Origin of the sequence: Methylobacterium organophilum, from assembly GCF_022533465.1 — a bacterium.
GTDB classification, from domain to species: Bacteria; Pseudomonadota; Alphaproteobacteria; order Rhizobiales; family Beijerinckiaceae; genus Methylobacterium; species Methylobacterium organophilum.
In genome coordinates this window covers 2,359,642-2,386,137 of record NZ_CP092848.1, presented here as the reverse complement: position 1 = coordinate 2,386,137, position 26,496 = coordinate 2,359,642, and the positions used below count along the sequence as shown (strand labels likewise).

The 26,496-nt window shown below is 71.2% G+C and carries 20 protein-coding genes and 1 other RNA gene; 6 read left to right on the top strand and 15 right to left on the bottom strand.

From position 1 onward, the window contains the following. Nucleotides 1-23: 23 nt before the first annotated feature. Nucleotides 24-1,133, bottom strand: a complete 1,110-nt coding sequence (gene murG / locus MMB17_RS10995; RefSeq protein ID WP_241101943.1) for an undecaprenyldiphospho-muramoylpentapeptide beta-N-acetylglucosaminyltransferase — start codon at nt 1,131-1,133, stop codon at nt 24-26. Beyond that, nucleotides 1,130-2,296 carry an FtsW/RodA/SpoVE family cell cycle protein gene (locus tag MMB17_RS10990; RefSeq protein WP_238310293.1) on the bottom strand — a complete coding sequence of 389 codons (1,167 nt, stop codon included), beginning with the start codon at nt 2,294-2,296 and terminating at the stop codon, nt 1,130-1,132. The genes murG and MMB17_RS10990 overlap by 4 nt, the downstream gene beginning before the upstream one ends. Before the next feature lie 306 nt (nt 2,297-2,602). Here MMB17_RS10990 and MMB17_RS10985 point away from each other — a divergent pair, with 306 nt between their 5' ends. Together MMB17_RS10985 and MMB17_RS10980 are read left to right on the top strand one after the other, a co-directional pair. Then, nucleotides 2,603-3,712: a methyl-accepting chemotaxis protein gene (locus MMB17_RS10985; protein ID WP_241101942.1), complete on the top strand. Its 1,110-nt coding sequence runs from the start codon at nt 2,603-2,605 to the stop codon at nt 3,710-3,712. A 234-nt stretch (nt 3,713-3,946) separates the two neighbouring features. After that, nucleotides 3,947-4,840 (top strand): SDR family oxidoreductase, encoded by an 894-nt coding sequence (locus tag MMB17_RS10980; RefSeq protein ID WP_241101941.1) that lies wholly within the window; start codon nt 3,947-3,949, stop codon nt 4,838-4,840. A 13-nt stretch (nt 4,841-4,853) separates the two neighbouring features. Here MMB17_RS10980 and MMB17_RS10975 read toward each other — a convergent pair whose 3' ends face one another. The 9 genes from MMB17_RS10975 to rnpB form a co-directional block, all read right to left on the bottom strand. Further along, entirely contained in the window at nt 4,854-5,342 is a 489-nt protein-coding gene (locus tag MMB17_RS10975; RefSeq protein ID WP_241101940.1) for a hypothetical protein, read from the bottom strand. Nucleotides 5,343-5,437: 95 nt separating this feature from the next. After that, on the bottom strand, nt 5,438-6,802 hold the full coding sequence (murD, locus tag MMB17_RS10970; protein WP_241101939.1) for a UDP-N-acetylmuramoyl-L-alanine--D-glutamate ligase: 1,365 nt from the start codon (nt 6,800-6,802) through the stop codon (nt 5,438-5,440). A 25-nt stretch (nt 6,803-6,827) separates the two neighbouring features. Next, the gene (mraY, locus tag MMB17_RS10965; protein WP_241101938.1) at nt 6,828-7,910 is read right to left on the bottom strand and encodes a phospho-N-acetylmuramoyl-pentapeptide-transferase; all 1,083 of its coding nucleotides are present in this window, start codon (nt 7,908-7,910) and stop codon (nt 6,828-6,830) included. Between the two features lie 73 nt (nt 7,911-7,983). Next, on the bottom strand, nt 7,984-9,447 hold the full coding sequence (locus MMB17_RS10960) for a UDP-N-acetylmuramoylalanyl-D-glutamyl-2,6-diaminopimelate--D-alanyl-D-alanine ligase (RefSeq protein WP_241101937.1): 1,464 nt from the start codon (nt 9,445-9,447) through the stop codon (nt 7,984-7,986). Beyond that, entirely contained in the window at nt 9,444-10,922 is a 1,479-nt protein-coding gene (locus MMB17_RS10955) for a UDP-N-acetylmuramoyl-L-alanyl-D-glutamate--2,6-diaminopimelate ligase (RefSeq protein ID WP_241101936.1), read from the bottom strand. The genes MMB17_RS10960 and MMB17_RS10955 overlap by 4 nt, the downstream gene beginning before the upstream one ends. Further along, nucleotides 10,919-12,745, bottom strand: a complete 1,827-nt coding sequence (locus MMB17_RS10950; protein ID WP_420847357.1) for a peptidoglycan D,D-transpeptidase FtsI family protein — start codon at nt 12,743-12,745, stop codon at nt 10,919-10,921. Before MMB17_RS10950 ends, MMB17_RS10955 begins: the two co-directional genes overlap by 4 nt. Before the next feature lie 5 nt (nt 12,746-12,750). Further along, on the bottom strand, nt 12,751-13,173 hold the full coding sequence (gene ftsL, locus MMB17_RS10945) for a cell division protein FtsL (protein ID WP_238310301.1): 423 nt from the start codon (nt 13,171-13,173) through the stop codon (nt 12,751-12,753). After that, nucleotides 13,170-14,243, bottom strand: coding sequence for a 16S rRNA (cytosine(1402)-N(4))-methyltransferase RsmH (rsmH, locus tag MMB17_RS10940; RefSeq protein WP_241101935.1), 1,074 nt, complete (start codon nt 14,241-14,243; stop codon nt 13,170-13,172). The genes ftsL and rsmH overlap by 4 nt, the downstream gene beginning before the upstream one ends. 357 nt (nt 14,244-14,600) lie before the next feature. Next, nucleotides 14,601-15,008: RNase P RNA component class A (gene rnpB / locus MMB17_RS10935), an RNA gene on the bottom strand. A 209-nt stretch (nt 15,009-15,217) separates the two neighbouring features. On the opposite strand from rnpB, the gene MMB17_RS10930 reads away from it, so the two are divergent. Continuing rightward, nucleotides 15,218-15,379, top strand: a complete 162-nt coding sequence (locus tag MMB17_RS10930; protein WP_238310303.1) for a hypothetical protein — start codon at nt 15,218-15,220, stop codon at nt 15,377-15,379. A gap of 4 nt (nt 15,380-15,383) precedes the next feature. On the opposite strand, the gene MMB17_RS10925 is transcribed toward MMB17_RS10930, so the two are convergent. Continuing rightward, entirely contained in the window at nt 15,384-15,824 is a 441-nt protein-coding gene (locus MMB17_RS10925) for a VOC family protein (RefSeq protein ID WP_241101934.1), read from the bottom strand. A 143-nt stretch (nt 15,825-15,967) separates the two neighbouring features. Here MMB17_RS10925 and pepN point away from each other — a divergent pair, with 143 nt between their 5' ends. The 3 genes from pepN (at nt 15,968) to MMB17_RS10910 (ending at nt 23,223) form a co-directional block, all read left to right on the top strand. Further along, complete coding sequence (gene pepN, locus MMB17_RS10920) at nt 15,968-18,616, top strand: aminopeptidase N (protein WP_241101933.1); 2,649 nt, start codon at nt 15,968-15,970, stop codon at nt 18,614-18,616. 214 nt (nt 18,617-18,830) lie between these two features. Next, a complete protein-coding gene (locus MMB17_RS10915) occupies nt 18,831-21,203 on the top strand; it encodes a PAS domain-containing sensor histidine kinase (protein WP_238310306.1) in 2,373 nt (790 codons plus the stop codon). A gap of 166 nt (nt 21,204-21,369) precedes the next feature. Then, complete coding sequence (locus MMB17_RS10910) at nt 21,370-23,223, top strand: acyl-CoA thioesterase (RefSeq protein ID WP_241101932.1); 1,854 nt, start codon at nt 21,370-21,372, stop codon at nt 23,221-23,223. A 7-nt stretch (nt 23,224-23,230) separates the two neighbouring features. Here the strand turns inward: MMB17_RS10910 and MMB17_RS10905 are convergent, their stop codons facing one another. The 3 genes from MMB17_RS10905 to MMB17_RS10895 all read right to left on the bottom strand — a co-directional run bounded on the left by MMB17_RS10905 (nt 23,231) and on the right by MMB17_RS10895 (nt 26,445). Then, nucleotides 23,231-23,755, bottom strand: coding sequence for a GNAT family N-acetyltransferase (locus tag MMB17_RS10905; RefSeq protein WP_241101931.1), 525 nt, complete (start codon nt 23,753-23,755; stop codon nt 23,231-23,233). Further along, complete coding sequence (locus MMB17_RS10900; protein ID WP_241101930.1) at nt 23,743-24,027, bottom strand: type II toxin-antitoxin system TacA family antitoxin; 285 nt, start codon at nt 24,025-24,027, stop codon at nt 23,743-23,745. The genes MMB17_RS10905 and MMB17_RS10900 overlap by 13 nt, the downstream gene beginning before the upstream one ends. A 90-nt stretch (nt 24,028-24,117) precedes the next feature. Next, nucleotides 24,118-26,445 (bottom strand): putative bifunctional diguanylate cyclase/phosphodiesterase, encoded by a 2,328-nt coding sequence (locus MMB17_RS10895; RefSeq protein WP_241101929.1) that lies wholly within the window; start codon nt 26,443-26,445, stop codon nt 24,118-24,120. Between the last annotated feature and the right edge of the window lie 51 nt (nt 26,446-26,496).

Genomic DNA, 26,496 nt, shown 5'->3' with positions numbered 1-26,496 from the left:
GGGGCCGGCCCGGCGTCACGGAATCAGGTGGCGGCCGCCGTCTCGACGACGACCGTGGCGAGACGCTCGGCGGCGTCGAGGATGCCGGCGGTTTTGGCCGCAGCGGCCGCCGCGGTCAATTTCTGCGGGTTCCCGAACAGGTCGACCAGCTCCGCGGTCAGGCGTCTCGGGGTGAAGGCGCTCTGCGGGATGGCGAGCGCCGCGCCGATGGCCGAAAGCGTCTCCGCGTTGGCGGCCTGGTCCTGGTCGAGGGCGCCGGGCAGCGGCACCAGCAGCGAGGGCCGGCCGATGGCGGCGAGCTCCGAGACCGTGGAGGCGCCGGAGCGGGCGACCACGAGATGGCTCGTCGCCATGCGCCCGGGCAGGTCGCGGAAGAAGGGCGCGGCCTCGATGCCGGCGAGACCGAGGGCGAGATAGCGGTTCTGCACCGCGGTCAGATCCTCGGGGCGGGCCTGCTGCACGAGGTGGAGCCGGCTGCGCAGTTCCGCGGGCAGCGCCTCGATCGCGGGGGGCACCACGTCGCTCATCACCCGGGCGCCCTGGCTGCCGCCGAAGACGAGGAGATGCAGCGGGCCGCCGGCCGCGAGCGCCGGATAGGGCGCGTCGGCCACCGCGAGCACCGCGGGGCGGATCGGGTTGCCGGTATGGACCCGGCGCGCCGTGGCCCGGGGCGGGATGCCCCGCACCTCGCGGAAGCCGGTGGCGATGGTGCGGGCGCCGCGGGCGAGGAAGGCATTGGCCCTCCCCATCACCGCGTTCTGCTCGTGCAGGAGGGTCGGCACCTTGAGGAGCTGGGCGGCGAGCAGGGGCGGCACGGTCGGGTAGCCGCCGAAGCCGACCACCGCGGCCGGGTTCAGCCGCTTCACGGCCCGGGCCGCCTGGCCGAAGCCGCGGCCCAAGCTGAGCATGGCCCCGGCCCGGCGCAGGGGCGAGCGGCCCGAGGGCGTCGCCGAGGTGATGGTGACGATCTCCTCCGCCGGGAAGTCGCCGGCGATGGAATCGACGCGGGCGTCGGTGGCGAGCGCCACCCGGATGCCGCGGGCGCGCAGGGCGTGGGCGAGGCTCTCGGCGGGGAACAGGTGACCGCCGGTGCCGCCCGCGCAGACCAGGACGAGGGGGGTGAAGACCGTCACTGCATCAGCCCTGGCACGGCGGAGGGCACGGTGCCCGGCGGGCGCTGGCTGAGCGTCGTGGTGCGCGGCCGCTTGCGGGTGAGCGCCACGAGGAAGCCCATGCCGAGCGCCAGCGAGATCAGCGAGGAGCCGCCATAGGAGACGAAGGGCAGGGTCATGCCCTTGGCGGGCATCAGCTGCGTGTTCACCGCCATGTTGATGCAGGCCTGCAGGCCGAAGAGGGTGGTCAGACCGGTGATGGCGAGCCTCGTGAAGGTGTCGTCGGTGCGCCGCGCGAGCTTGAGCCCGCGCATGACGATGTAGGCGAAGAGGGCGACGAGGCCCAGGCAGACCAGCACGCCGAATTCCTCGCCGGTCACGGAGAAGATGAAGTCGGTATGCGCGTCGGGCAGGTGGCGCTTGGCGATGCCCTCCCCCGGGCCGGTGCCGAGCCAGCCGCCGGAATTGAAGGATTCCCGCGACCAGAATTCCTGGAAGCTGTCGCCGGAATCCTTGTCGAGGAAGCGGGTGATGCGCTCGCGGACGTGGTGCAGGAAGGTGTAGGCGGCAAACACCCCGAGGAGACCGCCGGCCCCCAGGCCCGCGACCCAGAACCAGTGCAGCCCGGCCACGAAGAACAGGGTGCACCAGACGATGGTGATGAGCATCGTCTGCCCGAAATCCGGCTGCAGGATCAGGGGCACGATGGTGACGGGCAGGAGGGCGAGGGCCAGCAGGCCGCCCGGCATGTCCCGGCGCTGCGCCCCCTCCGAGAAGGCCCAGGCCGCCACCACCACGAAGGCCGGCTTCACGAATTCCGAGGGCTGCAGGCCGAAGGAGCCGAACTGGATCCAGCGATGGGCGCCCTTGATCTCCGGGCCGAACTTGCCGGCCAGGATGCAGAGCACGACGCCGCTCATCCAGGTGACGAGGGCGAAGCGGCGGATGTGGCGCACCGACAGGAAGGAGACGGCGATGATGAGCAGGATCGTCGGGACAAGATACATCGCCTGACGGTTGAGGAAGTAGAAGGTCGGCAGGCCGATCCGCTCCGCCACCGGCGGGCCGCCGCCCATCAGGAAGACGAGGCCGGCCACCATCAGGCAACCGAGCGCCGCCAGCAGGCCGCGATCGATCGTCCACCACCAGTCGGTCAGGGGGGTGCGTTCCGCGCGCGACATCATGGGGTGAACCGACCTCCGGACAGGCCGCGGAGGCGGGACGGACCGCGGCCGGCCGGGATTCTCGGAGCGATTGGTTAACACCGCCTTAGGGTTAGCGGCTTCTTGCCGGAAAGGTCGTTTCCGCGGGCATTCGGAAAAGCCGCATCCAGAATGCACCGTTTAAGCCATTCATTAACGTGTGTCGTCAGAAATATAACACGCCAAAGTTGCGCAATCGCGCTGTGGCGATCGAGACGACGCCGATCGAAAACGGGCAGATCCGGTCACCGGATCGACGTCATCTCCCGGACGGAGCCCTGAGAGACGATGTTCGCACGGAACAGCACTTCCGAAATCCAGGCCAAGCTCGCCGCGCTCGACCGCGTACAGGCCGTGATCGAATTCGACCTCTCGGGCACGATCCTCGAGGCGAACGAGAACTTCCTCAACGCGGTCGGATACACGCTGCCCGAGATCAAGGGCCGGCATCATAGCCTGTTCGTCGAGCCCGCCACCCGCGAATCCTTCGAGTATCGCAATTTCTGGGATCGGCTGCGCGCGGGAGAGTTCCAGGCGGCGCAGTACAAGCGCGTCGGCAAGGGCGGCCGCGAGATCTGGATCGAGGCCTCCTACAACCCGATGCTCGACAAGGCGGGCAAGCCCTACAAGATCGTCAAGTTCGCCACGGACGTGACCCGGCAGGCGCAGCTCCTCACCCAGCTGCGGGCGATGATCGACCGGAACTTCGGCGAGATCGACCAGGCGGTCGGCCGCTCCCGGCAGGAATCCGGCTCCGCCCTCGATGCCGCCCGGCTCACCGCGGGCAGCGTGCAGACCATGGCCGCCGCCTCGGAAGAGCTCGCCGCCTCGGTGGCCGAGGTCTCGCAGAGCATGGCGATGTCGCAGGCGGCCACCGACAGCGCCTTCGAGCGCGTTCGCGACGCCGGAGAGCGCACGAAGCGCCTCGCCGACGCGGCCAGCGCCATGACCGGCATCGTCGGGCTCATCCAGAACATCGCGGCGCAGATCAACCTGCTCGCCCTCAACGCCACGATCGAGGCGGCCCGCGCGGGGGAGGCCGGCCGGGGCTTCGCCGTGGTGGCGCAGGAGGTGAAGAACCTCGCCAGCCAGGCGGCGCGGGCGACGGGCCAGATCAACACCGAGATCGGCGGCGTCCAGGCGATCTCCACCGAGGTGGTCGCGGCCCTCGCCTCGATCAGCGGATCGGTCGACACGATGCGCAGCCACGTCGTCGCCACCGCCACGGCGGTGGAGGAGCAGAGCGCGGTGACCCGCGACATGTCGGTGAACATGCAGGAGGCCGCCCGGGCGGTCGGCGCCATCTCCGACAACATCACCGCCATCTCCGCCGCCATCGCCCAGGTCTCCGGCGCGGTGGAGACGACCCGGGAGGCGGCGCAGGTGCTGGCGCGGTAGGAAACCGGCCCGACCGGGCCGCATCGGCTTGACAGGCCCCGCGGCCTGCCGGACGATCGGCCCGTCGAAAATGGCTGGCTTGGTCTGGGTAGGCCCAAGCCCTTCCCCTTCGGAAGCTCTGTTCCGGCCCCGGCCGCGAACCCTCGACAGTCCCGGCGCCTCCGGCGCCATCGGGTCTGTCCGGGCTGCCATCGACGCGATGCTCCCTCGGTCGGACCGACGAAGGAGCTAACCTTGTCCGTTTCAGGATCGATTCTCGTTTTTCTCGCCAACGGCATCCAGGGAAGCGCCGTGGTCCGGGCCGCCCGCGACCGGGGCCATCCCGTGCGCGCCCTGGTGCGCGACCCCCGCGCCGCCGCGGCCCTGCCCGCCTCCGATCTCGTCCAGGGCGATCTCGACGATCCCGCAAGCCTCGCGGCGGCGATGAACGGCGTCGCCCATCTCGTGCTGCAGGTGCCGACCGGGGCGCAGGCGACGATGGAGCGGCAGGTCGGGAACGTCCTGCGGGCCGCCGAACGGAGCCACATCCGCTCGATCGTCCTCAAGCTCGCCAGCGCGAGCCGCAGCGCGCCCTGCGACGAGCCGAGCTTCGTCGCCAATGCCGCCCTCGAGCGGCGCCTGCACGATTCCGGCATCCCCTTCGCCCGGGTGCGGCCCACACTCTATCTCGACAACCTGCTCAAGCCCTCCGCCCGGGCCGAGATCGTCGCGAAGGGCCTCTTCGCGCCGCCGATCGCGGCCGGGCAGCGAATCGCCTGGACCTGTGCCGACGATTGCGCGCGGGCCAGCATCCTGCTGATCGAGCAGGGGCGCTACGGCGGAGACCATCGGATCGCCGGCCCGGAGAGCGTCACCGGGCACGAACTCGCGGCGCGCCTCTCGGCGGGCTGGGGCCGGACCATCGCCTATCGGGCGCAGCCGATCCCGGATTTCGAGCGGGAGATCGATGCGGCGATGGGCGCCGGGATGGGCCGCCGCGTCGCGTCGAAGTTCCGCTACCTCGCCGATCATCCGGAGGACGCGGACAGGATCCTGGCCGCGCCGCATCGACCCTCGCCCGACCTCCCCGGCTTCGCGCCCACCGCGATCCAGGACTGGGCCCGCCGTCACGCCGGTCGGTTCGGCTGATCCGCGCCGGCGCTCAGGCGGAGGGCAGCGGGCGACGCCGCAGCCGCGGGCGCCAGATGCCGAGGGCGACGTTCGCGGCGGCGATGGCGAGCAGCACCCAGAGGGTGTTGCGCTCGGGGCCGAGGGTCAGGCCGAGGGTGGCGGGGTCGATCCGGCCCGCCAGCGCCAGGGCGCTGCGCTCGGCCTCGTGCTGCATCGGCCCGAGCACGCCGACGAAGCCGCTCTCGAAGACCAGGATGCCGGTGGCGGTCTTCAGCCAGACCCAGCCGGCATTGTGGTAGGCGCGGGTGATCGCGATTCCCAAAAGCCCGGCGATCAGGGTGAGCCCGAGGGAGGGGAAGAAGATCCAGGTGGCCACCGCGCCCATGGCGCCGCGCATCGCCGCATATTCGGAGAGCGCGCTCGGGGCGGGCGTGCGGGCGAGCATCACCAGCAGGCAGGCCATCGCCCCCGTCAGCCCGATCGCCCCCATCGTGTGGAGGAATTTCAGCAGGCGCCGCACGGTGTCTCGACTGCCCTTCGGCCGATATGCCGGAACTCTACTGTGCTTCCGGCAGGGGCGATAGCAGTCGTTCGGCCGCGGGAACGGGCCTCGACTTATTCCGGCCGCGCCTGCACCAGTTCCCGGAAGCGGTCGCCGCGGATCTCGAAGTTGCGGAACTGGTCGTAGGAGGCGCAGGCCGGGGAGAGCAGCACCACCGGTTCGGCCGCGGGCGAAGCCGCCGCCGCCTCGGCCGCCTTGGCGGTCGCCACCTCGAGGGTGTCGCAGCGGGTATAGGGCACCCGGCCCTCCAGGGTCTGCGCGAAGGCGTCGCTCGAGGCGCCGATCAGGTAGGCATGGGCGACCCGATCGAAGAGCGGGGCCAGGGGCGCGATCCCGCCCTCCTTGGCCTTGCCGCCGACGATCCAGTGCACGTCGCGGAAGGCGAGCAGCGCCTTCTCGGTGGAATCGGCGTTGGTCGCCTTGGAATCGTTGACGAACAGCACCTTCCCGCGCCGGCCGACCTGCTCCATGCGATGGGCGAGGCCGGGGAAGCTTGTCAGGGCGGCGGCCAGGGTCTCGCCCTCGATGCCGAGCGCCTGCGCCACGGCCACCGCCATGGCGGCGTTCTGCCAGTTATGGGCGCCGCGCAGGGAGCCGATGCCGTTCACATCCGCCAGGACGCGGCCGTCCCGGTCGAAGACCCGGCCGTCGCGGGCGATCAGGTCGCCCTCGGCGCTGCCATGGCCCTCGACATGCACCCGCAGGCGCGGCGCGCCCCGGCGTCCGGCGATGGCCGCGCAATAGGCGTCGTCCACGCCGACCACGGCGAGGTCGGCGCGGGCCACCACCCGCTCCTTGATCGCGGCGTAGTTCTCCATCGTGCCGTGCCGGTCGAGATGGTCCGGCGTCAGGTTGAGCAGGATGCCGACGCTCGGGGCGAGGGAGGGCGTCAGGTCGATCTGGAAGGTCGACAGCTCGATCACGTGGACGCGGGATTCGGCGGGCGGCTCCAGGGAGAGGATGGCGGTGCCGATATTGCCGCCCATCTGCACGTCGCGGCCGGCTTCGCGGAGGATATGCGCGATCAGGGCCGTGGTGGTGGACTTCCCGTTGGTTCCGGTAATGGCGACGAAGGGCGCCTTCGGAGCCGCGGCCGCCCGCTCGCGGCAGAAGATCTCGATGTCGCCGATGATCGGGATGCCCGCCGCTGTGGCGAGCCCCACGGTCCAGTGCGGCTCCGGGTGGGTCAGCGGCACGCCGGGGGCGAGCACCAGCGCGGCGAAGCCCGACCAGTCCGCCTCGCGCAGGTCGGAGACGGTGACGCCCTCCGCCCGCGCCCGGGCCTGGCTCTCCGGGCTGTCGTCCCAGGCGATCACGTCGGCGCCCCCCGCCAGCAGCGCGCGGACGGTGGCGAGCCCGGAACCGCCGAGGCCGAACAGAGCGACCTTTCGTCCGGCGAAGGTGGTGGCTGGGGTCATGGGCGGTTCGCTCGGCGAGGTGAGGTCAGCGCAGCTTCAGGGTGGCGAGGCCGGCCAGCGCCAGGATCACGGCGATGATCCAGAACCGGATCACCACCTGCGGCTCCTTCCAGCCCTTCTGCTCGAAGTGATGGTGGATCGGCGCCATCCGGAAGACGCGCTTGCCCGTGAGCTTGAAGGAGGCGACCTGGATGATCACCGACATGATCTCCAGCACGAACAGGCCGCCCACCACGGCGAGCACGATCTCGTGCTTGGCGGCGACCGCGATGGTGCCGAGCAGGCCGCCCAGCGCCAGGGAGCCGGTATCGCCCATGAAGATCTGGGCCGGGGGCGCGTTGAACCAGAGGAAGCCGAGCCCCGCCCCGATCACCGCGCCGCAGACCACGGCGAGCTCGCCCGTGTCGCGGACGTAGTTCACCTGCAGGTAGCCCGCGGTGAAGGAGTTGCCGACGAGATAGGCGATCACCCCGAAGGTGCCGCAGGCGATCATCACCGGCACGATGGCGAGGCCGTCGAGGCCGTCGGTGATGTTCACGGCGTTGCCCGCGCCCACGATCACGAAGGCGGCGAAGGGCACCCAGAACCAGCCGAGGTTGAGCAGGGCGTCCTTGAAGACCGGGAAGGCGAGCTGGTTCTGCAGGGCGGCGGGAGAGTAGACCGAGATCAACAGGCAGGCCGCACCGGCGATGGCGAATTCGAGGGCCAGCCGGAAGCGGCCGGAGAAGCCCTTGTGGGACTGCTTCGTCACCTTGAGGTAGTCGTCGTAGAAGCCGATCGCGCCGAAACCGAGGGTCACGGCCAGCGTCACCCAGACATAGTGGTTGCGCGGGTTGGCCCAGAGCAGCACCGAGACCACGGCGCCGGCCAGGATCATCAGGCCGCCCATGGTCGGCGTGCCGCGCTTGGTCAGGTGGGTGGCCGGGCCGTCCTCGCGGATCGGCTGGCCCTTGCCCTGGCGCAGGCGCAGCAGGGAGATGATCCAGGGGCCGAACCAGAACACGAACAGGCCCGCCGTGAACAGCGCGCCGCCCGTGCGGAAGGTGATGTAGCGGAAGACGTTGAGGGGCGTGAGCGTGCCGCTCAGGTCCGACAGGAGATAGAGCATCGGTGTTGGCCGGGCCGTCTTCGCGTTCGGGAGGGAAGCCGGCGCGGACGAGCGGCGCCGGGCGGAGATTCGGTCAGGGCGCGCGCTGCATCGCGGCGGCCCGCAGGGTCGGGTCGACCGCGTAGCGGGCTTTCACCGCCTCGACAATCCGGCCCATGCGGATCGAGTTGGAGCCCTTCACCATCACGGCGTCGCCCGGGCGCAGGGCGGCGACCACGGCGTCGGTCAGCTCGGCGGAGGTCGGCGCGTGCAGGCCGCGACGGGCCACCGGCAGCGCCTCGAACAGGTGGCGCATCATGCCGCCGGCGGTGAAGACGAGATCGATGCCGTTGGCCTTCACGGCCTCGGCGAGCTCCCGGTGATGGGCCTCCGCGGCGGCGCCGAGCTCCAGCATGTCGCCGAGCACAGCGATGCGGCGGCCCTTGCCCGGGGTGTCGATCCCGGCGAGCGTCGCCATCGCCGCGCGCATGGAGGCGGGGTTGGCGTTGTAGCTCTCGTCGACGAGATAGGCCTCGCCCTCCCCGATCAGCAGAGCCGTGCGCTCGCCGCGCCCGACCGGGGGCTTCAGCCCGGCGAGCGACAGGGCGGCGCGGGCGAGGTCGGCGCCGAGGGCATGCACCACGGCGAGCACGCCGAGGGAATTCATCGCCACGTGCCGGCCCGGGGTGCCGAGCTGGTAGGCCAGCGGCACGCCCATCACCGTGGCGTCGACCACGGAGACGTCGGGCCGGGTCAGGATGCGGTGGGCCCGCACATCGGCCTCCGCATGCTCGCCGAAGCTGACGACCCGCCCGGCGCGGGAGGCGCGGGCATGGGCGAGCAGGCGCTCGTAATTCGGGTTGTCGCGGTTGATCACCGCGACGCCGCCCGGCTCGATGCCGGAGAAGATCTCGCCCTTGGCGTCGGCAATGGCCGAGAGCGAGGGGAAATGCTCGATATGGACCGGCTCGACCGTGGTGATCAGCGCCACCTGCGGGCGCACCTGGACGCTGAGCGGCACGATCTCGGCGGCGTGGTTCATGCCGATCTCGAACACGCCGTAGCGGGCGCTCTCCGGCATGCGGGCGAGGGTGAGCGGCACGCCCCAATGGTTGTTGTAGGAGGCGATGGAGGCATGGGTCTCGCCCTGTGCCGAGAGCACGTGGCGCAGGGCCTCCTTGGTGCCGGTCTTGCCGACCGAGCCCGTCACCGCGACGATGCCGGCCCGGCTGCGGGCGCGGGCGGCCCGGCCGAGGGCGCGCATGGCGTCGAGGACCGGATCCTCGCCCTGCCCCGGCACCGCGAGCACGGGGCCGGCCCCGGCGAATTCCTCCGCGCGGGTCTCGGCCACCACGGCGGCGCCGGCCCCCTTGGCGAGGGCGTCCCGCACGAAGTCGTGGCCGTCGCGCGCCTCCCCGCGGATCGCGAAGAACAGGTCGCCCGGCTGCAGGCTGCGGGTGTCGATCGAGGCGCCGGTGACCGGGCGTGCCTCGCCCAGCAGGCGGCCGCCGGTCGCCGCCGCGAGGGCGGCCGGAGTCCAGAGGGGGGCGTCGGTCATGCCTTCAGCTCCGCCAGCGCGGCGCGCACCGCATCGTGGTCCGAGAACGGGAGCACGCGATCCCCCACGATCTGGCCGGTTTCATGGCCCTTTCCGGCCACCACCAGGACGTCGCCGGGTTTCAGGTCGCGCACGGCGGTGCGGATCGCCTGGGCGCGGTCGCCGATCTCCTCGGCGCCCGGAGCGGCGGCGAGGATCGCCGCGCGGATCTCCGCCGGCTCCTCGGTGCGGGGATTGTCGTCGGTGACGATGACCCGGTCGGCGAGCCGCACGGCGATGCCGCCCATGATCGGCCGCTTGCCGCGGTCCCGGTCGCCGCCGCAGCCGAAGACCACGATGAGCCGGCCGGTCGCGAAGGGGCGCAGGGCCTTGAGCACGTGCTCCAGCGCCTCGGGCTTGTGGGCGTAATCGACGAGGCAGAGGCCCCCGTTCGCCTCGCCGATGCGCTCCATGCGGCCCGGCACGCCGGTGAGATGGGCGAGGGCGGCGAAGACGCCGGCGGGATCGGCCGCACCGGCCGGGGTCGAGAGCACGAGCCCCGCCGCGACCAGGGCGTTCTCCACCTGGAAGCCGCCGACGAGGGGCAGGGCCACCTTGTACTCGGCCGATCCGCCGGTGGGGCCGGGGCCGTAGAGGGTCAGGGCCTGGGCGAAGCCTTCGGTGCGCGCGTCGACGAGCCGGATGAAATCCCCCGCCCGGCCGGTCGCGCGCACGGCATGGCCCGCCGCCTCGGCCGTGGCGATCACCCGCTCGGCATAGGCGCCGTCGGCATTGACGATGGCCGGGCCGCCCGGCGGCAGGAGCGTGGTGAACAGCCGGAGCTTGGCTTCGAGATAGGCCTCGACGCTCGGATGATAGTCGAGATGGTCGCGGCCGAGATTGGTGAAGCCCGCCGCGGTGAGGCGCACCCCGTCGAGGCGGCGCTGCTCGATGCCGTGGGAGGAGGCCTCCATGGCGAGATCCGTGATGCCCTCCTCCGCAAGGCGGGCCAGGGTCTCGTGCAGGCTCACGGGATCGGGCGTGGTCAGCGAGCCGTAGGACGCCCCCCGGTTCGTGACGATGCCGACCGTGCCGAGGCTCGCCGCGTCGCGGCCGAGGCGGGCGAGGATCTGGCGGACGAAATCGGCGACCGAGCTCTTGCCCGAGGTCCCGGTGACGGCGACCATGGTCTCGGGCTGGCGGCCCGAGACGCGGGCGGCGGCCAGCGCCAGGGCGCGGCGCACGTCGGGAACGGCGACCCACGCGGTCTCGGCCGGAAGGTCGGGGGGCCGCTCGCCCTCGCCCACCACCGCGACCGCACCGGAGGCGGCGGCCTTGGCGGCGAAGATCCGGCCGTCGACCTTCGTGCCCGGCACCGCGACGAAGACCCAGCCCGGGACGACCTTTCGGCTGTCCGCGGTGAGGCCCGCGACGGGACGGCCGGGCTCGGCGAGCGCGGCGTTCGGAAACAGCGTCCCGAGGGTTGGCCCCGTCATGGGCCGCCCACCTGGGTCGCGTGATAGGCACCGAGCTTGACCATGAGCGGGAACGGCTTCGCCGGCGGCTCGAAACGGGGCGGCAGGCCGAGGATCGGCGTGACGCGCTCGATCACCTTGCCCGTGACCACGCCGGAATTCCAGGCCGCGGTGGCGTAGCCGCCGCTCTCCGGCAGGCCCTGGGGCTCGTCCATGATCGTCACGAAGAGGTATTTCGGGTTGTCCATGGGCGCGGCGGCCATGAAGGTCGTGAACAGCCGGTTCTTCACGTAGCGGCCGCCGACCACCTTCTCCGCCGTGCCGGTCTTGCCGCCGACGAAGTAGTAGGGGATCGCCGCCTTCTTGGCCGAGCCCTCGACCGCGTTGAGGCGCATGATGAAGCGCATGGCCTCGCTGGTCTCGGGCCGGATCACGCGGCTCGCCTTGGCGCGGGCCGTCTCCTCGTCGGTCTTGAGGAAGGTCGGCTTCATCAGGTCGCCGCCATTGACGATGGCCGCCACCGAGGCCGCCGCCTGGAGCGGGGCGACGGCGAGGCCGTGGCCGAAGGCGATGGTGATCGTGTTGATCTCGGTCCAGCGCGGCGGGATGATCGGGCTCGCGCTCTCGGGCAGCTCCGTGCGCAGCCGGTCGAGCAGGCCCATCTTCTTGAGGAAGGCCTTGTGCCCGGGCACGCCGATGCCCAGCGCCATCTTGGCCGAGCCGATATTGGAGGAGTGGGTGAACACCTCCGGCATGGTGATGACGCGGTTGGTGCCGTGATATTCGTGGATCTTCTGCCGGCCCCAGCTCAGCACGCCGCCGCGGGTGTCGAACGTCGAGTTGACGTTGTACTTGCCGGAATCGAGCGCCATGGCGAGGGTCATCGCCTTGAAGGTCGAGCCCATCTCGTAGACGCCGACATTCATCCGGTTGATCTTGTCGTCGGAGAGCGCGTCGACGGGATTGTTGGGGTCGAAATCCGGCATCGAGACCAGGGCGAGCACCTCGCCGGTGTTCACGTCCAGGATCATCGAGGCGCCGGCCTTGGCCTTGAAGTGCTCGATGCCCTTGGCGAGCTCGTCGCGCACGGCGAACTGGGCGCGCAGGTCGATGGAGAGCTGCACCGGCTTCAGGTCGGTCTGCTTCTCGACGAAGCCGAGGCTGTTGAGGTCCTTCAGGCCGGTCGAGTCGATGTATTTCTCCATGCCGGCGATGCCGACATTGTCGAGATTGGTCACGCCGAGCACGTGGGCGGCGGCGACCCCGTTCGGGTAGACGCGCTTGTGGTCGGGCAGGAAGCCGATGCCGGGAATGCCGAGGCGGTGGATCTCGACCTGCTGCTTGGGCGTGATCTCGCGCTTGACCCAGACGAAGCCCTTCTTGGTCGAGAGCTTGGCGCGCAGCTCCGTGGCGTTGAGCTCCGGCAGCACGGCGGTGAGCAGCTCGGTCGCCTCGTCCTTGTCGTAGATGTTGCGCGGCTCGGCGAAGACCGAGACCGTGCGGATGTCGGTGGCCAGGATCTCGCCGTTGCGGTCGATGATGTCGGGGCGGATCGCCGTGGTGGCGGCGGCCGCGACCCGGTGGTCGTCGCTGTTGTTGCCGGGGGTCGCCGCCATCACCACGAGGCGGACGCTGATCGCCCCGAACACGCAGGCGAAGGCGAGCCCGACCAGGCCGACGCGGGCGTAGGAGCGCTCGATGGCGAGGCGGAACATGGTGCGCCAGATCCGCTTGGGCGGGCTCTCGGCCGGCTCCAGGCGGAGGCGGCCGGGGGCGGCCTCGGGCAGCGGCGCCGTCTCGGGCGCGGCGACGGCCTCGGGATCGGGCGAGTTCGCGTCTGACACGGGAGCTACCTCGAAGGCGTGGTCGGCGTGCGGGTGCTGACGGTGCGGGTCGTGATGGAGCCGGTGGTGCGCGGCTCGTCGGCCTTGGCGCCGGGCTTGTCCTTCGGCGTCGCCGTGGCGGCGAGCAGGCGGCCGATCTCGTCGCCGCGATCGGGCCGCTCGGGCAGGTCGGACATCCGGGCGAGGTGGCCGGTGCCGATGAGTTCCAGGGCGAGGTGGCGCTCCACCGCCGCCTGCAGGCGGTCGGGCCGCGTCAGCAATTGCCACTCGGCCCGCAGCACGGCGATGGCCTGGCGCTCCTTGTGCAGGGCGCTCTTCAGCTTGGCGACCTGGGCGGTCTGGTAGAGCGTGTCGTACTTGATCGAGTAGGCGTAGACGGCCGAGGCCATCAGCCCGATCACCGCGATGAGGTTGAGAAGCCGGATCACCGCCGCGTCCCTCCCCGGCCCGAACCGCCGGACGCCGCGCCGGGCAGCGCAGCCAGCATCTCGATCGCCGCCAGCGGCGCGGGCGCGGGCGCCTCGGTGCGCTCGCCGGCCCGGAGCTTGGCCGAGCGCGCCCGCGGATTGGCGGCGCATTCGGCCTCGGAGGGCAGCACCGGCCCCTTCGTGACCAGGCGGAAGCTCTTCTCCGGCGGCTTGGCCACGCTCGGCACGTGGCGGGAGGCCTGCACGGACCGGCCGGACCGCGCGGAGAGGAACTGCTTGACGATGCGGTCCTCCAGCGAGTGGAAGGTCACCACCGCCAGCCGGCCGCCGGGCTTGAGGATGCGCTCGGCCGCGTGCAGCGCCCGCACCAGCTCGCCGAGCTCGTCGTTCACCGCGATGCGCAGACCCTGGAAGCTGCGGGTGGCCGGGTGGATGCCGCTGCCGGGATCGGCCCGGACCACGCCGGCGATCAGGTCCGCCAGTTCGAGGGTCGTGGTGATCGGCCCGCGCCGCCGGGTCTCGATGATGGTGCGGGCCACCGCCCGGGCGCGGCGCTCCTCGCCGTAATGGTAGAAGATGTCGGCGAGCGTGGCCTCGTCCGCCTCGTTGACGAGGTCGGCCGCGCTCGGCCCCGCGCGCTCCATGCGCATGTCGAGGGGGCCGTCCTGGCGGAACGAGAAGCCGCGCTCGGCCTGGTCGAGCTGCATCGAGGAGACGCCGATATCGAGAACGACGCCGTCGGCGGCGGCGAGGCCCGCCGCCTCCAGAGCCGCGTCGAGGGCGCCGAAGCGGCCCTGCACCAGGCTCAGCCGGCCGCCCGAGGCGGCGACCAGGTTCGCCCCGGCGGCGATGGCGGTGGGGTCGCGGTCGATGGCGACGACGGAGCCGGCGGGATCGGCCTCCAGCAGGGCGCGGGTATAGCCGCCGGCCCCGAAGGTGCCGTCGACGAGGACGCGGGCCGCCTCACCGGAGGCCGGGCCGAGGGCCGCCAGGACCTCGGCCAGCAGCACCGGCACATGCGGCGCCTCGACCGGCGCGGCGGCGGCCGCCTTCCTCGGCGCGCGGGTCATCGCGCCCCCGCGGAATCGGGAATCGCAAAGGGCGCCGGGCGATCGGAGAAAAGCCGGGTCATGCAGTCCTGAAGCTCGGAGAAGCCGCGCAGGCGCGGCGTCGGAGAGGGTCGCGGCGCCGGCCATGCGGCGGCCATGGGCCCGCTTCCGGGCACCCGTCCTCGAACCTGAGCGGGTGCCCGCCGATCCTGAATAAATCGTCAACGGGTGAGGTCGGGGTACCATGGGGCTCCGAGGGCCGTCAACGAACGTGGCCGTGGCTTCGGAGCGATCAGACCCGATCAAGGTTAACCGAGCGTCAATGTGCCGGCCCGCGCCGGAACCGGAGCGCGAGAAAAAAGTCGTCGTGCAATCAGGCGGATCAGCCGGCCTTTAAGCCGGGTTCTGTAGGGCCCGGCGCCTGCGCGCCGGACGTGGCGGCCATTCCTCTGGGACGGTCGTTGCCGACCGCCTCGAGCAACCAACCCGGGCGACCGGCCCGGAGAGCCGGCCTGCCCTCCCCTTTCGGGAAGAGGCGCGTCGCCCCTATTCGGTCTTGCACCCGGTGGGGTTTGCCATGCCGTCCGCGTTACCGCGTCCGCGGTGCGCTCTTACCGCACCCTTTCACCCTTACCTCGCGAAGAACGCGTCCTTCGCGAGGCGGTCTGCTCTCTGTGGCACTGTCCCTGGGGTCGCCCCCGCCGGACGTTATCCGGCACCGTCTCTCCGTGGAGCCCGGACTTTCCTCCCCGGGCCGAAGCCCGGAGCGGCCGCCCGGCCGGCTGATCCGGGGCGGATCTGCGCCCCCGCGCCCCGCGGGGTCAAGAGCGCGGGCGACGAATCGCGCCTGCCGCCGCCTCTGCCTCTTCCGTGAGCCTGCACGGATTTTGGGCCCCGCGTTGCCGGCAGGCCGGGAAGCGCCACCTTTCGCACACGAAGGACGCGCCGCCGGGCCCGGCCCGACGGCGCGCCTTCCGCCAACCACGGAGGACGCCATGACGGAGACGACCTGGACCCTCGACGCCGTGCAGCAGCTGCGCAGCCTGGCCCGCGAGCAGGTGCCGGTGGAGGTGATCAGCCTCAGGCTGAAGCGCCCGGTGGAGGCGGTGCATGCCAAGCTCGCCGAGCTCGGCATCACCCCCGCCGCCACGCGCTGACCGCTCACCAGGTGCCGATGTTCTCCATCGAGGCCCAGGGCTCCTGCGGCGGCTTCGCGTCGCCCTTCTGCAGGATCTCGATGGAGATCCCGTCCGGCGACTTCACGAAGGCCATGTAGCCGTCCCGCGGCGGCCGGTTGATGGTGACGCCGGCATCCTTCAGCTTCTGGCAGAAGGCGTAGATGTCCTCGACCCGGTAGGCGAGGTGCCCGAAATTGCGCCCGCCCGAATATTCCTCCGAGTCCCAGTTGTAGGTCAGCTCCACCATCGGCGCCTTCTCGGCCCGGGCCCGCTCCACGTCGCCGGGGGCGGCGAGGAAGACCAGGGTGAAGCGCCCCTTCTCGTTGTCGACGCGCCGCACCTCCTGCAGCCCGAAGGTGTCGACGTAGAAGGCCAGCGCGCGGTCGAGATCCGCCACGCGGACCATCGTGTGCAGGTATTCCATTGCGGTTCGTCCGGGGTTGCCGATTGCCGAGCGCCTATCTGGCGCCTGCGGGGCGGGGCTTCAATGCGGAGAGCCACGTTGCACTCGGAGTCCGAGCCGCCGATAGAGGGCGCTTCCCCTTCCTCCGGCGAGGCAGAGATCCGATGCGCACCGAGACGCCCCCGACCGTCCGCCTGGAGGATTACCGGCCGAGCGACCACCTGATCGACCGGGTCGATCTCGACGTGCGCCTCGATCCCCATGCCACCCGGGTGAGGGCGACGCTCGCGATCCGGCCGAACCCGGCGGGGCGGGAGGGCGCGGCCCTCGTGCTGGACGGGGACGAGCTCGACCTCGTCTCCCTCGCCCTCGAAGGCGCGCCCCTGGCGCCGGAAGCCTACGAGGCGAGGCCCGCGGGCCTCGTGCTGCACGCGCCGCCGCAGGCCCCCTTCACCCTCACCATCGAGACGCGGATCGACCCGACTGCCAACACCAAGCTGATGGGCCTCTACCGCTCCAGCGGCGTCTACTGCACGCAATGCGAGGCGGACGGCTTCCGGCGCATCACCTATTTCCTCGACCGGCCGGACGTGATGTCGGTCTACACCACCCGGATCGAGGCCCCCCGCGACGAGGCGCCGGTGCTCCTCGGCAACGGCAACCCGGTCGAGGCCGGGGACGTGCCCGGCACCGACCGGCATTTCGCCGTCTGGCACGATCCGCACCCCAAGCCCGCCTATCTCTTCGCCCTGGTCGGCGGCCGGCTCGGCGCCGTCTCGACCCGCTTCACCACCATGGAAGGCCGCACGGTCGCGGTCGGCGTCTATGTCGAGCCCGGCAAGGAGGCGCGCGCGGCCTATGCCCTCGACGCCGTGGTGCGCTCCATGGCCTGGGACGAGCGCGCCTTCGGCCGCGCCTACGATCTCGACGTGTTCAACGTCGTCGCCGTGTCCGACTTCAACATGGGCGCGATGGAGAACAAGGGCCTCAACATCTTCAACGACAAATACGTCCTCGCCAGCCCCGAGACGGCGACTGACCAGGACTACGCCAATATCGAGGCGATCATCGCCCACGAGTATTTCCACAACTGGTCGGGCAACCGCGTCACCTGCCGGGACTGGTTCCAGCTCTGCCTGAAGGAGGGCCTGACGGTCTTCCGCGACCAGGAATTCTCCTCCGACATGCGCTCCCGCGCCGTGCACCGCATCGGCGAGGTGCGCACCCTGCGCGCGCGCCAGTTCCCGGAGGATGCCGGGCCGCTCGCCCATCCGGTGCGGCCCAAGCAATATGCCGAGATCAACAACTTCTACACGGCGACCGTCTACGAGAAGGGCGCGGAGATCGTGCGCATGCTGCGCACCCTGATCGGCGAGGCCGCCTTCCGCGCCGGCATGGACCGCTACTTCGCCGAGAACGACGGCACCGCCGCCACCGTCGAGGATTTCCTGGCCGCCTTCGCCGCGGTGACGGGCCGCGACCTCGCGCATTTCGCGCAATGGTACGAGCGCCCGGGCACCCCGCGCATCGCGGTCGAGGGCCATTACGACGCAGCCAGCCAGCGCTACCGGCTCGATTTCCGCCAGACCCGCCCGGGCGCCGGTGCCGATGCCCCGCCCCTGGTCGTCCCGGTCGCCCTCGGCCTCGTCGGGGAGGCCGGCCCGATCGAGGTGGCCTCGCCCTCGGTGAAGGAGGGGGTGTTCGTGCTCGACAAGGCCGAGGACTCCCTCGTCTTCGAGGGGGTCGAGGCGCCTCCGGTCCCCTCGCTGTTCCGCGGCTTCTCCGCCCCGGTGCGGGTCGACATGGCCGTCACCGACGCCGAGCGGCTGATCCTGCTGCGGCACGACACCGACCCCTTCAACCGCTGGGAAGCGGCCCAGCGCGTGGCCCTGCGCCTGATGATCGACCGCACCCGGGCCGGGGCGCCGGAGGCGGAGGAGGCCGGGCCCGAGGCGCAGGCCTTCGTCGCGGCCCTGGGCGCCTTCCTCGACGGGGAGGCCCTGTCCGACCCGGCCTTCGCCGCCCTGGTCCTCACCCTCCCGAGCGAGGGCGACGTCGCCAGCGAGATCGGCACGGACATCGATCCGGACGCGATCTTTGCGGCGCGCCGCACCCTGCGCCGGCAGATCGGCCGCCAGCTCGGCGCGCGGCTCGAAACCCTGCGCGAGGCCCTCGACGCCCCGGCCGGCACCCCCTTCAGCCCGGACGCCGCCTCGGCCGGACGCCGGGCGCTGCGCAACATGGCCCTCGATTTGATCGCCACCGCCGATCCGGAGCGGGGCGCGGCGCTCGCCGCCCGGCAGTTCGAGACGGCCGGCAACATGACCGACCGCCTCGCGGCGCTCGCGAGCCTCGCCCAGATCCCGGGGGAGGCGCGCGAGGCGGCGCTCGCCGCCTTCGGCCGGGATTGGCGGGGCGAGCCCCTGGTCCTGGACAAGTGGTTCTCGATCCAGGCGACGATTCCCGAGGACGGCACGCTGGCGCGCATCCGCGCCCTCCAGGCCGACCCGGCCTATTCGGTCACCAACCCGAATCGGGTGCGCTCGCTGGTGGGCGCCTTCAGCCTGGCCAATCAGACCCAGTTCAACCGTCCGGACGGCGCCGGATTCCGCCTGCTGGCCGAGACGGTTCTGGCCGTCGACGCGCGCAATCCGCAGACCGCGGCCCGCCTGATGACGGCCTTCGGATCCTGGCGCCAGCTTGAGCCGGGCCGCCGGGCCGTGGCCGAGGCGACACTCCGCGAGATTGCGGGCGCAAAGCAGCTTTCCCGCGATGTGGCCGATATGGTGGGGCGGAGTCTGCGAGCCGGCTAAGGCCTTGATTTCGATAAAAATTTACGAATCAAATCCGGCCCTTGAACGGACTCGGACGCCTCCGGGAGTCAAGCGATGGGGTTTCAGAATCCGCATCGCGTACGGTGAATCCCGTGGACAAATCGGCCCCGCAAATGCACAAATATGTATACGATTCGGAGAGAGGTTGAGGCCGCGTACTCCGGGCGTTCACCCACGCCATTGAGGTCGATTCATGCCGGGGGCGGCCACCGCTTCTCTGGACGCGCGCCTGCGCGCGGACTCGATACTGGGCATCCGCCGCCCGCTGAGCCCCGGCCAGCTGCGGCTGGCCCGCATCGAACGGCGGCTGCGCACCGCCTTCCCGATCCTCCTCGGCCTCTTCCTTCTCAGCAGCATCGGCTTCGCGGCCCTCCAGCTCCAGGCCCAGCACACGGAGGCGATGCGGCGGGCGCTCCTCGACGTCGAGGCCTATGCCCATCTCGCGACGGGCGCCCTCGGCCAGGGCCGGGACGTGTCCTCCAATGAGAGCCTGCGCCGCCTGCTGCATCCGCGCAGCCTCGAGACCGGGCGCCAGGTCCTGGTGATCGACGCCGACGACCGGATCGTGGCCGCGCATCCGGCCCTGTCCGGCGGCGAGACCACCCTCACCGGGCTGCTGGAGGACGGGCAGCCCCTCGGCCTCCTGGGCGAGCGCGCGAGCCCGATGGTGGTGCGCCTCGCCGACGGCACCGAGGCGGTCGCCGCCATCCGCACCCTCGGCGGCACCGGTCAGGTGGCGGTGCTGCAGCCCGTGACCCACGTCACCGCGCAATGGTGGCTGGCGCTGCGCAACCAGGCCATCCTGCTCGCGGCGGTCGCCTGCGTCGTGCTCGGGTCCGGCCTCGCCTACGCCCTGCAATCCCGCCGGGCGGAAGCCGCCGACGCGGTCTGCGACCAGATCCGGCAGCGGCTCGAGACGGCCCTGGGCCGCGGCCGCTGCGGCCTGTGGGACTGGGACATCGCCCGGGGCACGATCTTCTGGTCCAACTCGATGTTCGCCCTGCTCGGCTACCCGCCGGAGGGCGTCCTGTCCTTCGGCCGGGTCAACGCCCTGATCCATCCCGAGGACGGCGACCTCTACAGCCTCGCCCAGGGTCTGGCCGCCAGCCAATCCACCGTGGACCACGAGTTCCGGGTGCGGGGCGCGGCCGGCGACTGGATCTGGCTGCGCACCCGGGCCGAGATCGTGGAGGATCACGGCGACGGCAGCCGCCACCTCGTCGGCATCGCCGTGGATGTCAGCGAGCAGCGCCGCTTCGCGGAGACCACCGCCACCGCGGATATGCGCCTGCGCGACGCGGTCGAGGCGATCTCCGAGGCCTTCGTGCTCTGGGACGACGCCAACCGCCTCGTCCTGTGCAATTCCAAGTTCCGCGACCTGCACGCCCTCTCCGCCGACGACGCGACGCCGGGCCGGCGCTACCAGGAGATCATGGGCCGGGGCGTGCTGCCGCCGATCCGCCGGGAGTTGCCCGAGCGCGGCGGGCCCGGCAACGCCGCCCGCACCTTCGAGGTGGAGCTCACCGACGGCCGCTGGCTCCAGGTGAGCGAGCGCCGCACCAAGGACGGCGGCTACGTCTCCGTCGGCACCGACATCACCAGCCTGAAACGCCACCAGGAACAGCTCGTCGCCTCCGAGCGCGAGCTGATCGGCACGGTCAAGGACCTCAAGCGCTCCCGCCGCACCCTCGAATTGCAGACCCAGCAGCTCGCCGATCTCGCCGAGCGCCATCTCGACCAGAAGGCCCAGGCCGAGATCGCCAACCAGGCGAAATCCGAGTTCCTCGCCACCATGAGCCACGAGCTGCGCACGCCGCTCAACGCCATCATGGGCTTCGCCGAGCTGATGGAGAGCGAGGTGTTCGGCGCGCTCGGCTCGCAGCGCTATCTCGACTATTGCCGCGACATCCGCACCAGCGGCACCTACCTGCTCTCGGTGATCGACGACATCCTGCACATGTCGCGCATCGAGGCGAAGCGGGTGAAGCTGTCCTGCCGCGGCCTCCCGATCGAGGGCGCGGTCTCCCGGGCCCTGATGCTCGTCACCGAGGGCGCCCGTGCCAAGGGCGTCGCCCTCGACGTGGAGATCGCCCCGAACCTCCAGGTGCATGCGGACGAGCGCGGCCTGCAGCACATCCTCGTCAACGTGCTCCAGAACGCGGTGAAGTTCACCCCCGCCGGCGGCCGCGTCAGCGTGCGGGCGCGCCCCTGCCACGGCTTCGTCCACGTCTTCATCGAGGATACCGGGATCGGCATCCCGAAATCCGCGATCCACAAGCTCGGCCGGCCCTTCGAGCAGGTCGAGACCAACCTCACCCGCACCCACAAGGGCTCGGGCCTCGGCCTCGCCATCGCCCGCTCCACCGCCGAGATGCATGGGGGCACCCTGCGCATCCGCTCCGAGGAGGGCGTGGGCACCATCGTGCTGGTGCGCCTGCCGGTGGAGGCACCGGGGGACGAGGCCGCCCGGGGCCGGGCCAGCGAGACGGTCGCCTCCCTGCTCGAGGCGGCGGGCGCGACCGCGCGGCCCGAGGCGGAGTGCCCGGGCGCCGTTCCGGTCTTCTGACATTGCACCGCAGCGAAGACCCGCCGGATTCGCCCGGATTCGCGGCGGCCCCTTAACCCGCCGGCAACACTGCCGAAGAAACCACTGATTGTGAGCATGAAGTTCGTGCCATCCGGCACGAACCCCGACATACCTCTCGACGGGGGTAGTGTTGGAGTATCAGGCGATGTCGTCTCCCGGCGGAGCAGGCGCACGGCCCGATTTTGCGCAATTATCCCGTTCCGTCTCCTGGGCCCCGACGATCGGGCTGTCCTGGCTCTGGGGCCTCGGCTTCTTCTACGCCTTCCACGTCACCCTCACCTATGGCTGGCTCGGCTTCCTCGCCTTCGCCCTGCCCAATGCCTTCGGCCTGTTCCTGTTCGGCTGGCTGCTCGGGGCGCCGGGCCGCGACCCGGCCAAGGTCTTCCGCAGCGCGGAATCGGGCTATGCCGGGCTGTTCCTGCTCGGCCAGCTCGGCGCGGTCGCGATCACCCTCTTCGCCTTCGTCGCCTATCTCTGGTTGCCCCTGAGCGGGGCGAGCCCCGCCGTCGCCGTGGGCCTGCTCGTGCTCGTGGCCTGCGCCGTGGGGCATGCGGTGCCGATCGCCCGCCTGCGCTTCCTCCACCTCGCCTATCTCGTCGTCGGGGTCGCCGCCGCGCTGATCGCCCTCGCCGCCCTGCGCGAGAACGCTGCCGCCGCCCCGCTGCCGCTGGCCGCCTTCGACGGGCGCTTCTACGGCCTCGTCCTGCCCTCCCTGGTCGGCTTCCTGCTCGGCCCCTGGACCGACGTGCAGCAATGGCAGCGGGCGGTGGAGATCCACCGCGGCGGCGGCTCGGTGCGCGCCGCCTACACCCTCGGCGCCCTGATCTTCCTCGGCCTCCTCGTCCTCAACGCCCTGCTCGCCGCCGCCGCGGGGCCGGAGGGGAGCATCGTCGCCGCGGACGGCGTCGCCGGGGCGCAGGCCGCCGTGACGCTCGCCTTCCTGCAGCATCCTTCGGGGATCGGGCTCGCGGCCTACGTCACCTGGGTGGTGATCGCGGCGCTCTCGACGATCGACGGCTTCTACGCGGCGACCCGCTGGTGGCTCACCTCCGCCACCGGCCGCAGCGTCTCGCCGCTGCTCGCCATCATCCCCGCGGGCTTCGTGGCCTCCCCCCTCTGGATCGTCCTGGCCGCCCTCGCGGTCGCCACGGCCATGGTCTCGGCCAAGCTGTCGATGATCTACCTGATGCTGCCCTATGCCACGGTGCTGGTCGGGGCCGCCGCCTGCCTCGTCGGCGAGACCCTGGGCGCCCCGCGCCGCTACGATGCCATGCTGTGCTGGCTGATCGGCGTGACCGCGGCGCTGATCTTCCTGCTCGGCTACGTGGCGCCGAGCCCGGCGCTGCTCGCCCTGTCGCCGCTTCTCGCCCTGCTCGGGGCGATCCCCACCGCCAACGCCCTGTTCGGCGGCCCCGAGCCCGCCCCGGCCGCCGCTCCCGCCGCCACGGCTTCCCCCGAGGCGAAGGTCGCGGTGCTGACGGTCTCCAACACCGACGCCGCCGCCTCCTTCGGCTTCGACGGGCAGTGGTTCGTCATGCACCTGCTGCCGACCTACGACGACACCAACTCCGTCGGGAACGTGTACTTCGCCAACTACGTGCGCTGGGTCGGCAAGGCGCGGGAGATGTTCTTCAACATCTGCATGCCGGATTTCGACCTGAAGACGACGAGCTATTACATCCTCACCCGCAACTTCCAGCACGAGTTCCGCCGGGAGGCGATGGAGTTCGAGCCGGTGACGGTGCGGATCCGCATCGCCAAGCACAATCGGAAATTCGTCACCCTCGCCCACGAGATCCACAGCGAGACCCACGGCCTGCTCGGCCGGGGCGAGCAGTCGCTGATGTTCGTGGACGTGAAGACCTACCACCCGCTCGACATCCCCGGAGCCATCATCCAGGGCTTCCTGCGCTACTGGCCCAAGGAATCGCCCCATTCCGGCGACCGCCCGAACCTCCCCGGCGATGTCGGCATGTCCGGCGACGCGCTGCTGATGTGAGGCCGCGCTATGCGTAAGCCGCGATCACGGTCTCGATCGGGAGAAACAGCACGAGGCTGTCGACCGGGTACTCGATGAACTCCGCCTGCGCCCAGTAGAAGCCTCTGGCCGCTTCGCTCTTGGCCTGGACCAGGACGGCACCGATCCCGATGCTGCGCGAGGCCGCCGCGATGCGGCGGAGGGCGTCCGCGAGAAGGTCGCCGCCGAGGCCCTTGCCGGCATGACGGCGATCGACCGCGAGTCGCCCGATCACCGAGACCGGGATCGCATCGGGCGCGTTGCGGCGAAACCTTCCCGGCGCGGCCGCCCGCTCGACCGCGCCCGCGGAGATGCAGACATAGGCCACGACCCGCTCTCCCTCGCAAACCACATAGGTGCGTGAGAAACGGCTCTCGTTCTTGAGCGCCCGGTGCCGCAGCCAATCGTTCAGAGCCGGCTCGCCGCAATCGAATTCGGACGGGTCGTGCCTTGGCGAGAGGGGGACGGGTGGGGCGAGCCGCGGCTCCGACCGTCCGGTCCCTACGTCTCCCATACCGGTGTCCGGCGCAGGAGCGCGCGCAGCTTCGGCCCGGGGGCCGGAGGAGCATCGAGAGCCCGGAGGAAGGACTCGTAACGTTCGGGCTCGAGGGCAAACAACTTCTGGTCGAGCAGAACTTCCAGGGCCTGCCGCCGGGCGCTCTCGACCATGAACTCGGTGCGGGTCTTTCCGAGGGCTGACGCCGCCTCATCGATGAGCCGGCGCGTTCCGGCTTCGATTCGGAGATTGATGCTCCCCTTGGTTTCGGTCGCCGACGCCGAGCCCATCACCGGATTCCCAAGTCTGGAAAGGCAAGGATACGCCTCCCGACACCGCGGGAAGATGATCCTCCGTATTGACAACGTCAATACGGAGGATCACGCCGCGTACGGCTTCCGGTCCGTGAGGCCGCCGCGGGCGGCGAGCGCGGCGGCTTCGGCGGCGGGCATCGGGCGGCCGAACAGGTAGCCCTGGAACTGCCGGCAGCCCTGGCGCATCAGGCAGTCCCGCTGGGCCTCGGTCTCGACCCCCTCCGCCGTCACCGTCATGCCGAGGGCCGAGGCCAGGTCGATGATGGCGCGCACGATGGCGATGTCGCTGGCATCGTCCGGCAGGTCGTTCACGAAGCTGCGGTCGATCTTGATCTTGTCGAAGGCGACCCGGCGCAGATAGCTGAGCGAGGAATAGCCGGTCCCGAAATCGTCGAGCGACAGGCGCAGGCCCAGGCCCCGCAGGGCGCGCAGCACCTCGTGCACCGCCGGCGTCGCCGCCAGGAAGACCGACTCCGTCACCTCCAGCTCCAGCCGCTCGGCCGGCAGCCCGCTTTCGCGCAGGGCCTCCCGCACGATCCCGGCGAGGTCGGAATGGCGGAACTGCACCGCGGAGAGGTTCACCGCGACGCTCAAGGGGCTGCCCCAGGCGGCCGCGATCCGGCAGGCCTCGCGGATGATCCATTCGCCGAGCGGGATGACGACGCCGGTCTCCTCCGCCAGCGGAATGAACTCGGCCGGGGAGACGAAGCCGCGGGCCGGGTGGCGCCAGCGCACCAGCGCTTCGAAGCCCTGGATGCGCCCGCTCTCCGCGGAGACGAGGGGCTGGAAATAGAGCACGAATTCGTGGCGCTCCAGGGCGCCCCGCAGGTCGGCGGTGAGCGCGCGGCGCGCCTCGATCACCTCGTCCATCTCCGCCTCGTAGAAGCGGTGTGCCTTCCGGCCCTCGCTCTTCGCCCGGTAGAGGGCGAGGTCGGCCTTGCGCATGATGTCCTGCTTGCCGTCCTCGGGCGCGACGGCGATGCCGATGCTCACGCCGATGCTGACGCGGATGCCGTCCAGGAAGAAGGGCATGGCGAGGGCGTCGACCACCTGCGCCGCCAGCGCCCCGGTCGCGTGGCGGTCCCGGGCGATGCGCCCCTCGACCAGCATCGCGAATTCGTCGCCGGCGAGCCGCGCCACCAGGGCGCCGCTGCCGGAGACCACCCGCAGGCGGTTGGCGACCCCCTGGAGCAGCGCATCGCCGGCCCCGTGCCCGAAGGCGTCGTTGACCGCCTTGAACTCGTCGAGATCGAGACAGAGCACGGCGAGGCGCCCGTCGGCGCCGAGGGCGTCCAGGGCCGTGTCCAGGCGCTCCTGGAACAGCACGCGGTTGGGCAGCTCCGTCAGGGAATCGTGCGTGGCGAGGTGGGAGAGCCGGTTCTCCGAGAGCTTGCGCTCGGTGATGTCGGAGCCGACCCCGCGATAGCCGGTGAAGATGCCCCGGCGGTCGAAGATCGGCTTGCCGCTCACCTCCCACCAGCGGCTGCGCCCGCCGATCTCCATCGGCAGCATCACGGCGCGGAAGGCGTGGCGGTCCGCGATGCAGTCCCAGATCTGCGCGGCGCCGGGGGCCGACCCCGCCCGGGCGAAGAGCCGTTCGAGGGAGAGGTCCTGAAGGGCGTAGGCCGGAAAGCCGGACACTTCGGCGAAGCGGGCCGAGACGTGCTGGAGCCGCAGATTGGCATCCGTCTCCCAGAGCCAGTCGCTCGCATTCTCCTCGAAGTCGTTCAGGAGCAGGCTGGTCAGCTCCTGCTGGCGCTCGAGATCGACCTGCACCTCCACCCGCATGCGCACGAGCCGGCTGAAATGCAGGATCGTGGCGAAGATGAAGGACGCGTAGAAGGTCAGGAGCACCGCGACATAGGCGTAGAACACGTCGCGGGTCAGCCCGAGGGCGAGATAGGAGCCCAGCACGATCGGCCCGGAATAGCCGATCGCGGCGCCCGGCAGCACGGCCGCGCTCATGCCGCAGGCGATCAGGCCGGCGCAGGTGCAGGCGATCAGCAGCCGCTCCTGCGGGTCGCTATCGACGAAGAGCATGACCGGGATCGAGGCGAGCAGGATGCCGAAGGCCAGGGAGAGGCCGTAGACGCCGAGCAGGTAGAACCGCGACAGCGCCTCCGGCTTGGGCCGGGTGCGCCAGCGCCGGCACTGGTCGATCGCGACCACCGAGAACCCGATGGTCACGGCGTCGAGGCCGCCGAGATAGAGCGCGGTCGCCGGTGACCAGAACAGCCAGGTCACGACCTGGACCACGCTCAGGCTGACGAGCACGGTGAAGGGGGCGAGCCGCAGGGCCACGTCGACCTGCTCGATGCGCACGCGGCGATCGAGGCTCCCGTCCCGGGGGCGCCCTCCGCCATCCGTATCGATCAGAAGCGACAGCAACATCATCTGGACCACACCCGCTGTTCCGCGGTTCTGTCGACTTTGGGCTTGAGCGCT

Coding starts and splice junctions, on each gene's coding strand:
- MMB17_RS10895 (WP_241101929.1), bottom strand. CDS start 26,445: ATGATGTTGCTGTCGCTTCTGATCGATACGGATGGCGGAGGGCGCCCC.
- MMB17_RS10985 (WP_241101942.1), top strand. CDS start 2,603: ATGTTCGCACGGAACAGCACTTCCGAAATCCAGGCCAAGCTCGCCGCG.
- pepN (WP_241101933.1), top strand. CDS start 15,968: ATGCGCACCGAGACGCCCCCGACCGTCCGCCTGGAGGATTACCGGCCG.
- MMB17_RS10910 (WP_241101932.1), top strand. CDS start 21,370: ATGTCGTCTCCCGGCGGAGCAGGCGCACGGCCCGATTTTGCGCAATTA.
- MMB17_RS10905 (WP_241101931.1), bottom strand. CDS start 23,755: ATGGGAGACGTAGGGACCGGACGGTCGGAGCCGCGGCTCGCCCCACCC.
- MMB17_RS10955 (WP_241101936.1), bottom strand. CDS start 10,922: ATGACGGGGCCAACCCTCGGGACGCTGTTTCCGAACGCCGCGCTCGCC.
- MMB17_RS10925 (WP_241101934.1), bottom strand. CDS start 15,824: ATGGAATACCTGCACACGATGGTCCGCGTGGCGGATCTCGACCGCGCG.
- murD (WP_241101939.1), bottom strand. CDS start 6,802: ATGACCCCAGCCACCACCTTCGCCGGACGAAAGGTCGCTCTGTTCGGC.
- MMB17_RS10960 (WP_241101937.1), bottom strand. CDS start 9,447: ATGACCGACGCCCCCCTCTGGACTCCGGCCGCCCTCGCGGCGGCGACC.
- MMB17_RS10900 (WP_241101930.1), bottom strand. CDS start 24,027: ATGGGCTCGGCGTCGGCGACCGAAACCAAGGGGAGCATCAATCTCCGA.
- MMB17_RS10915 (WP_238310306.1), top strand. CDS start 18,831: ATGCCGGGGGCGGCCACCGCTTCTCTGGACGCGCGCCTGCGCGCGGAC.
- MMB17_RS10930 (WP_238310303.1), top strand. CDS start 15,218: ATGACGGAGACGACCTGGACCCTCGACGCCGTGCAGCAGCTGCGCAGC.
- MMB17_RS10990 (WP_238310293.1), bottom strand. CDS start 2,296: ATGATGTCGCGCGCGGAACGCACCCCCCTGACCGACTGGTGGTGGACG.
- rsmH (WP_241101935.1), bottom strand. CDS start 14,243: ATGACCCGCGCGCCGAGGAAGGCGGCCGCCGCCGCGCCGGTCGAGGCG.
- mraY (WP_241101938.1), bottom strand. CDS start 7,910: ATGCTCTATCTCCTGTCGGACCTGAGCGGCACGCTCACGCCCCTCAAC.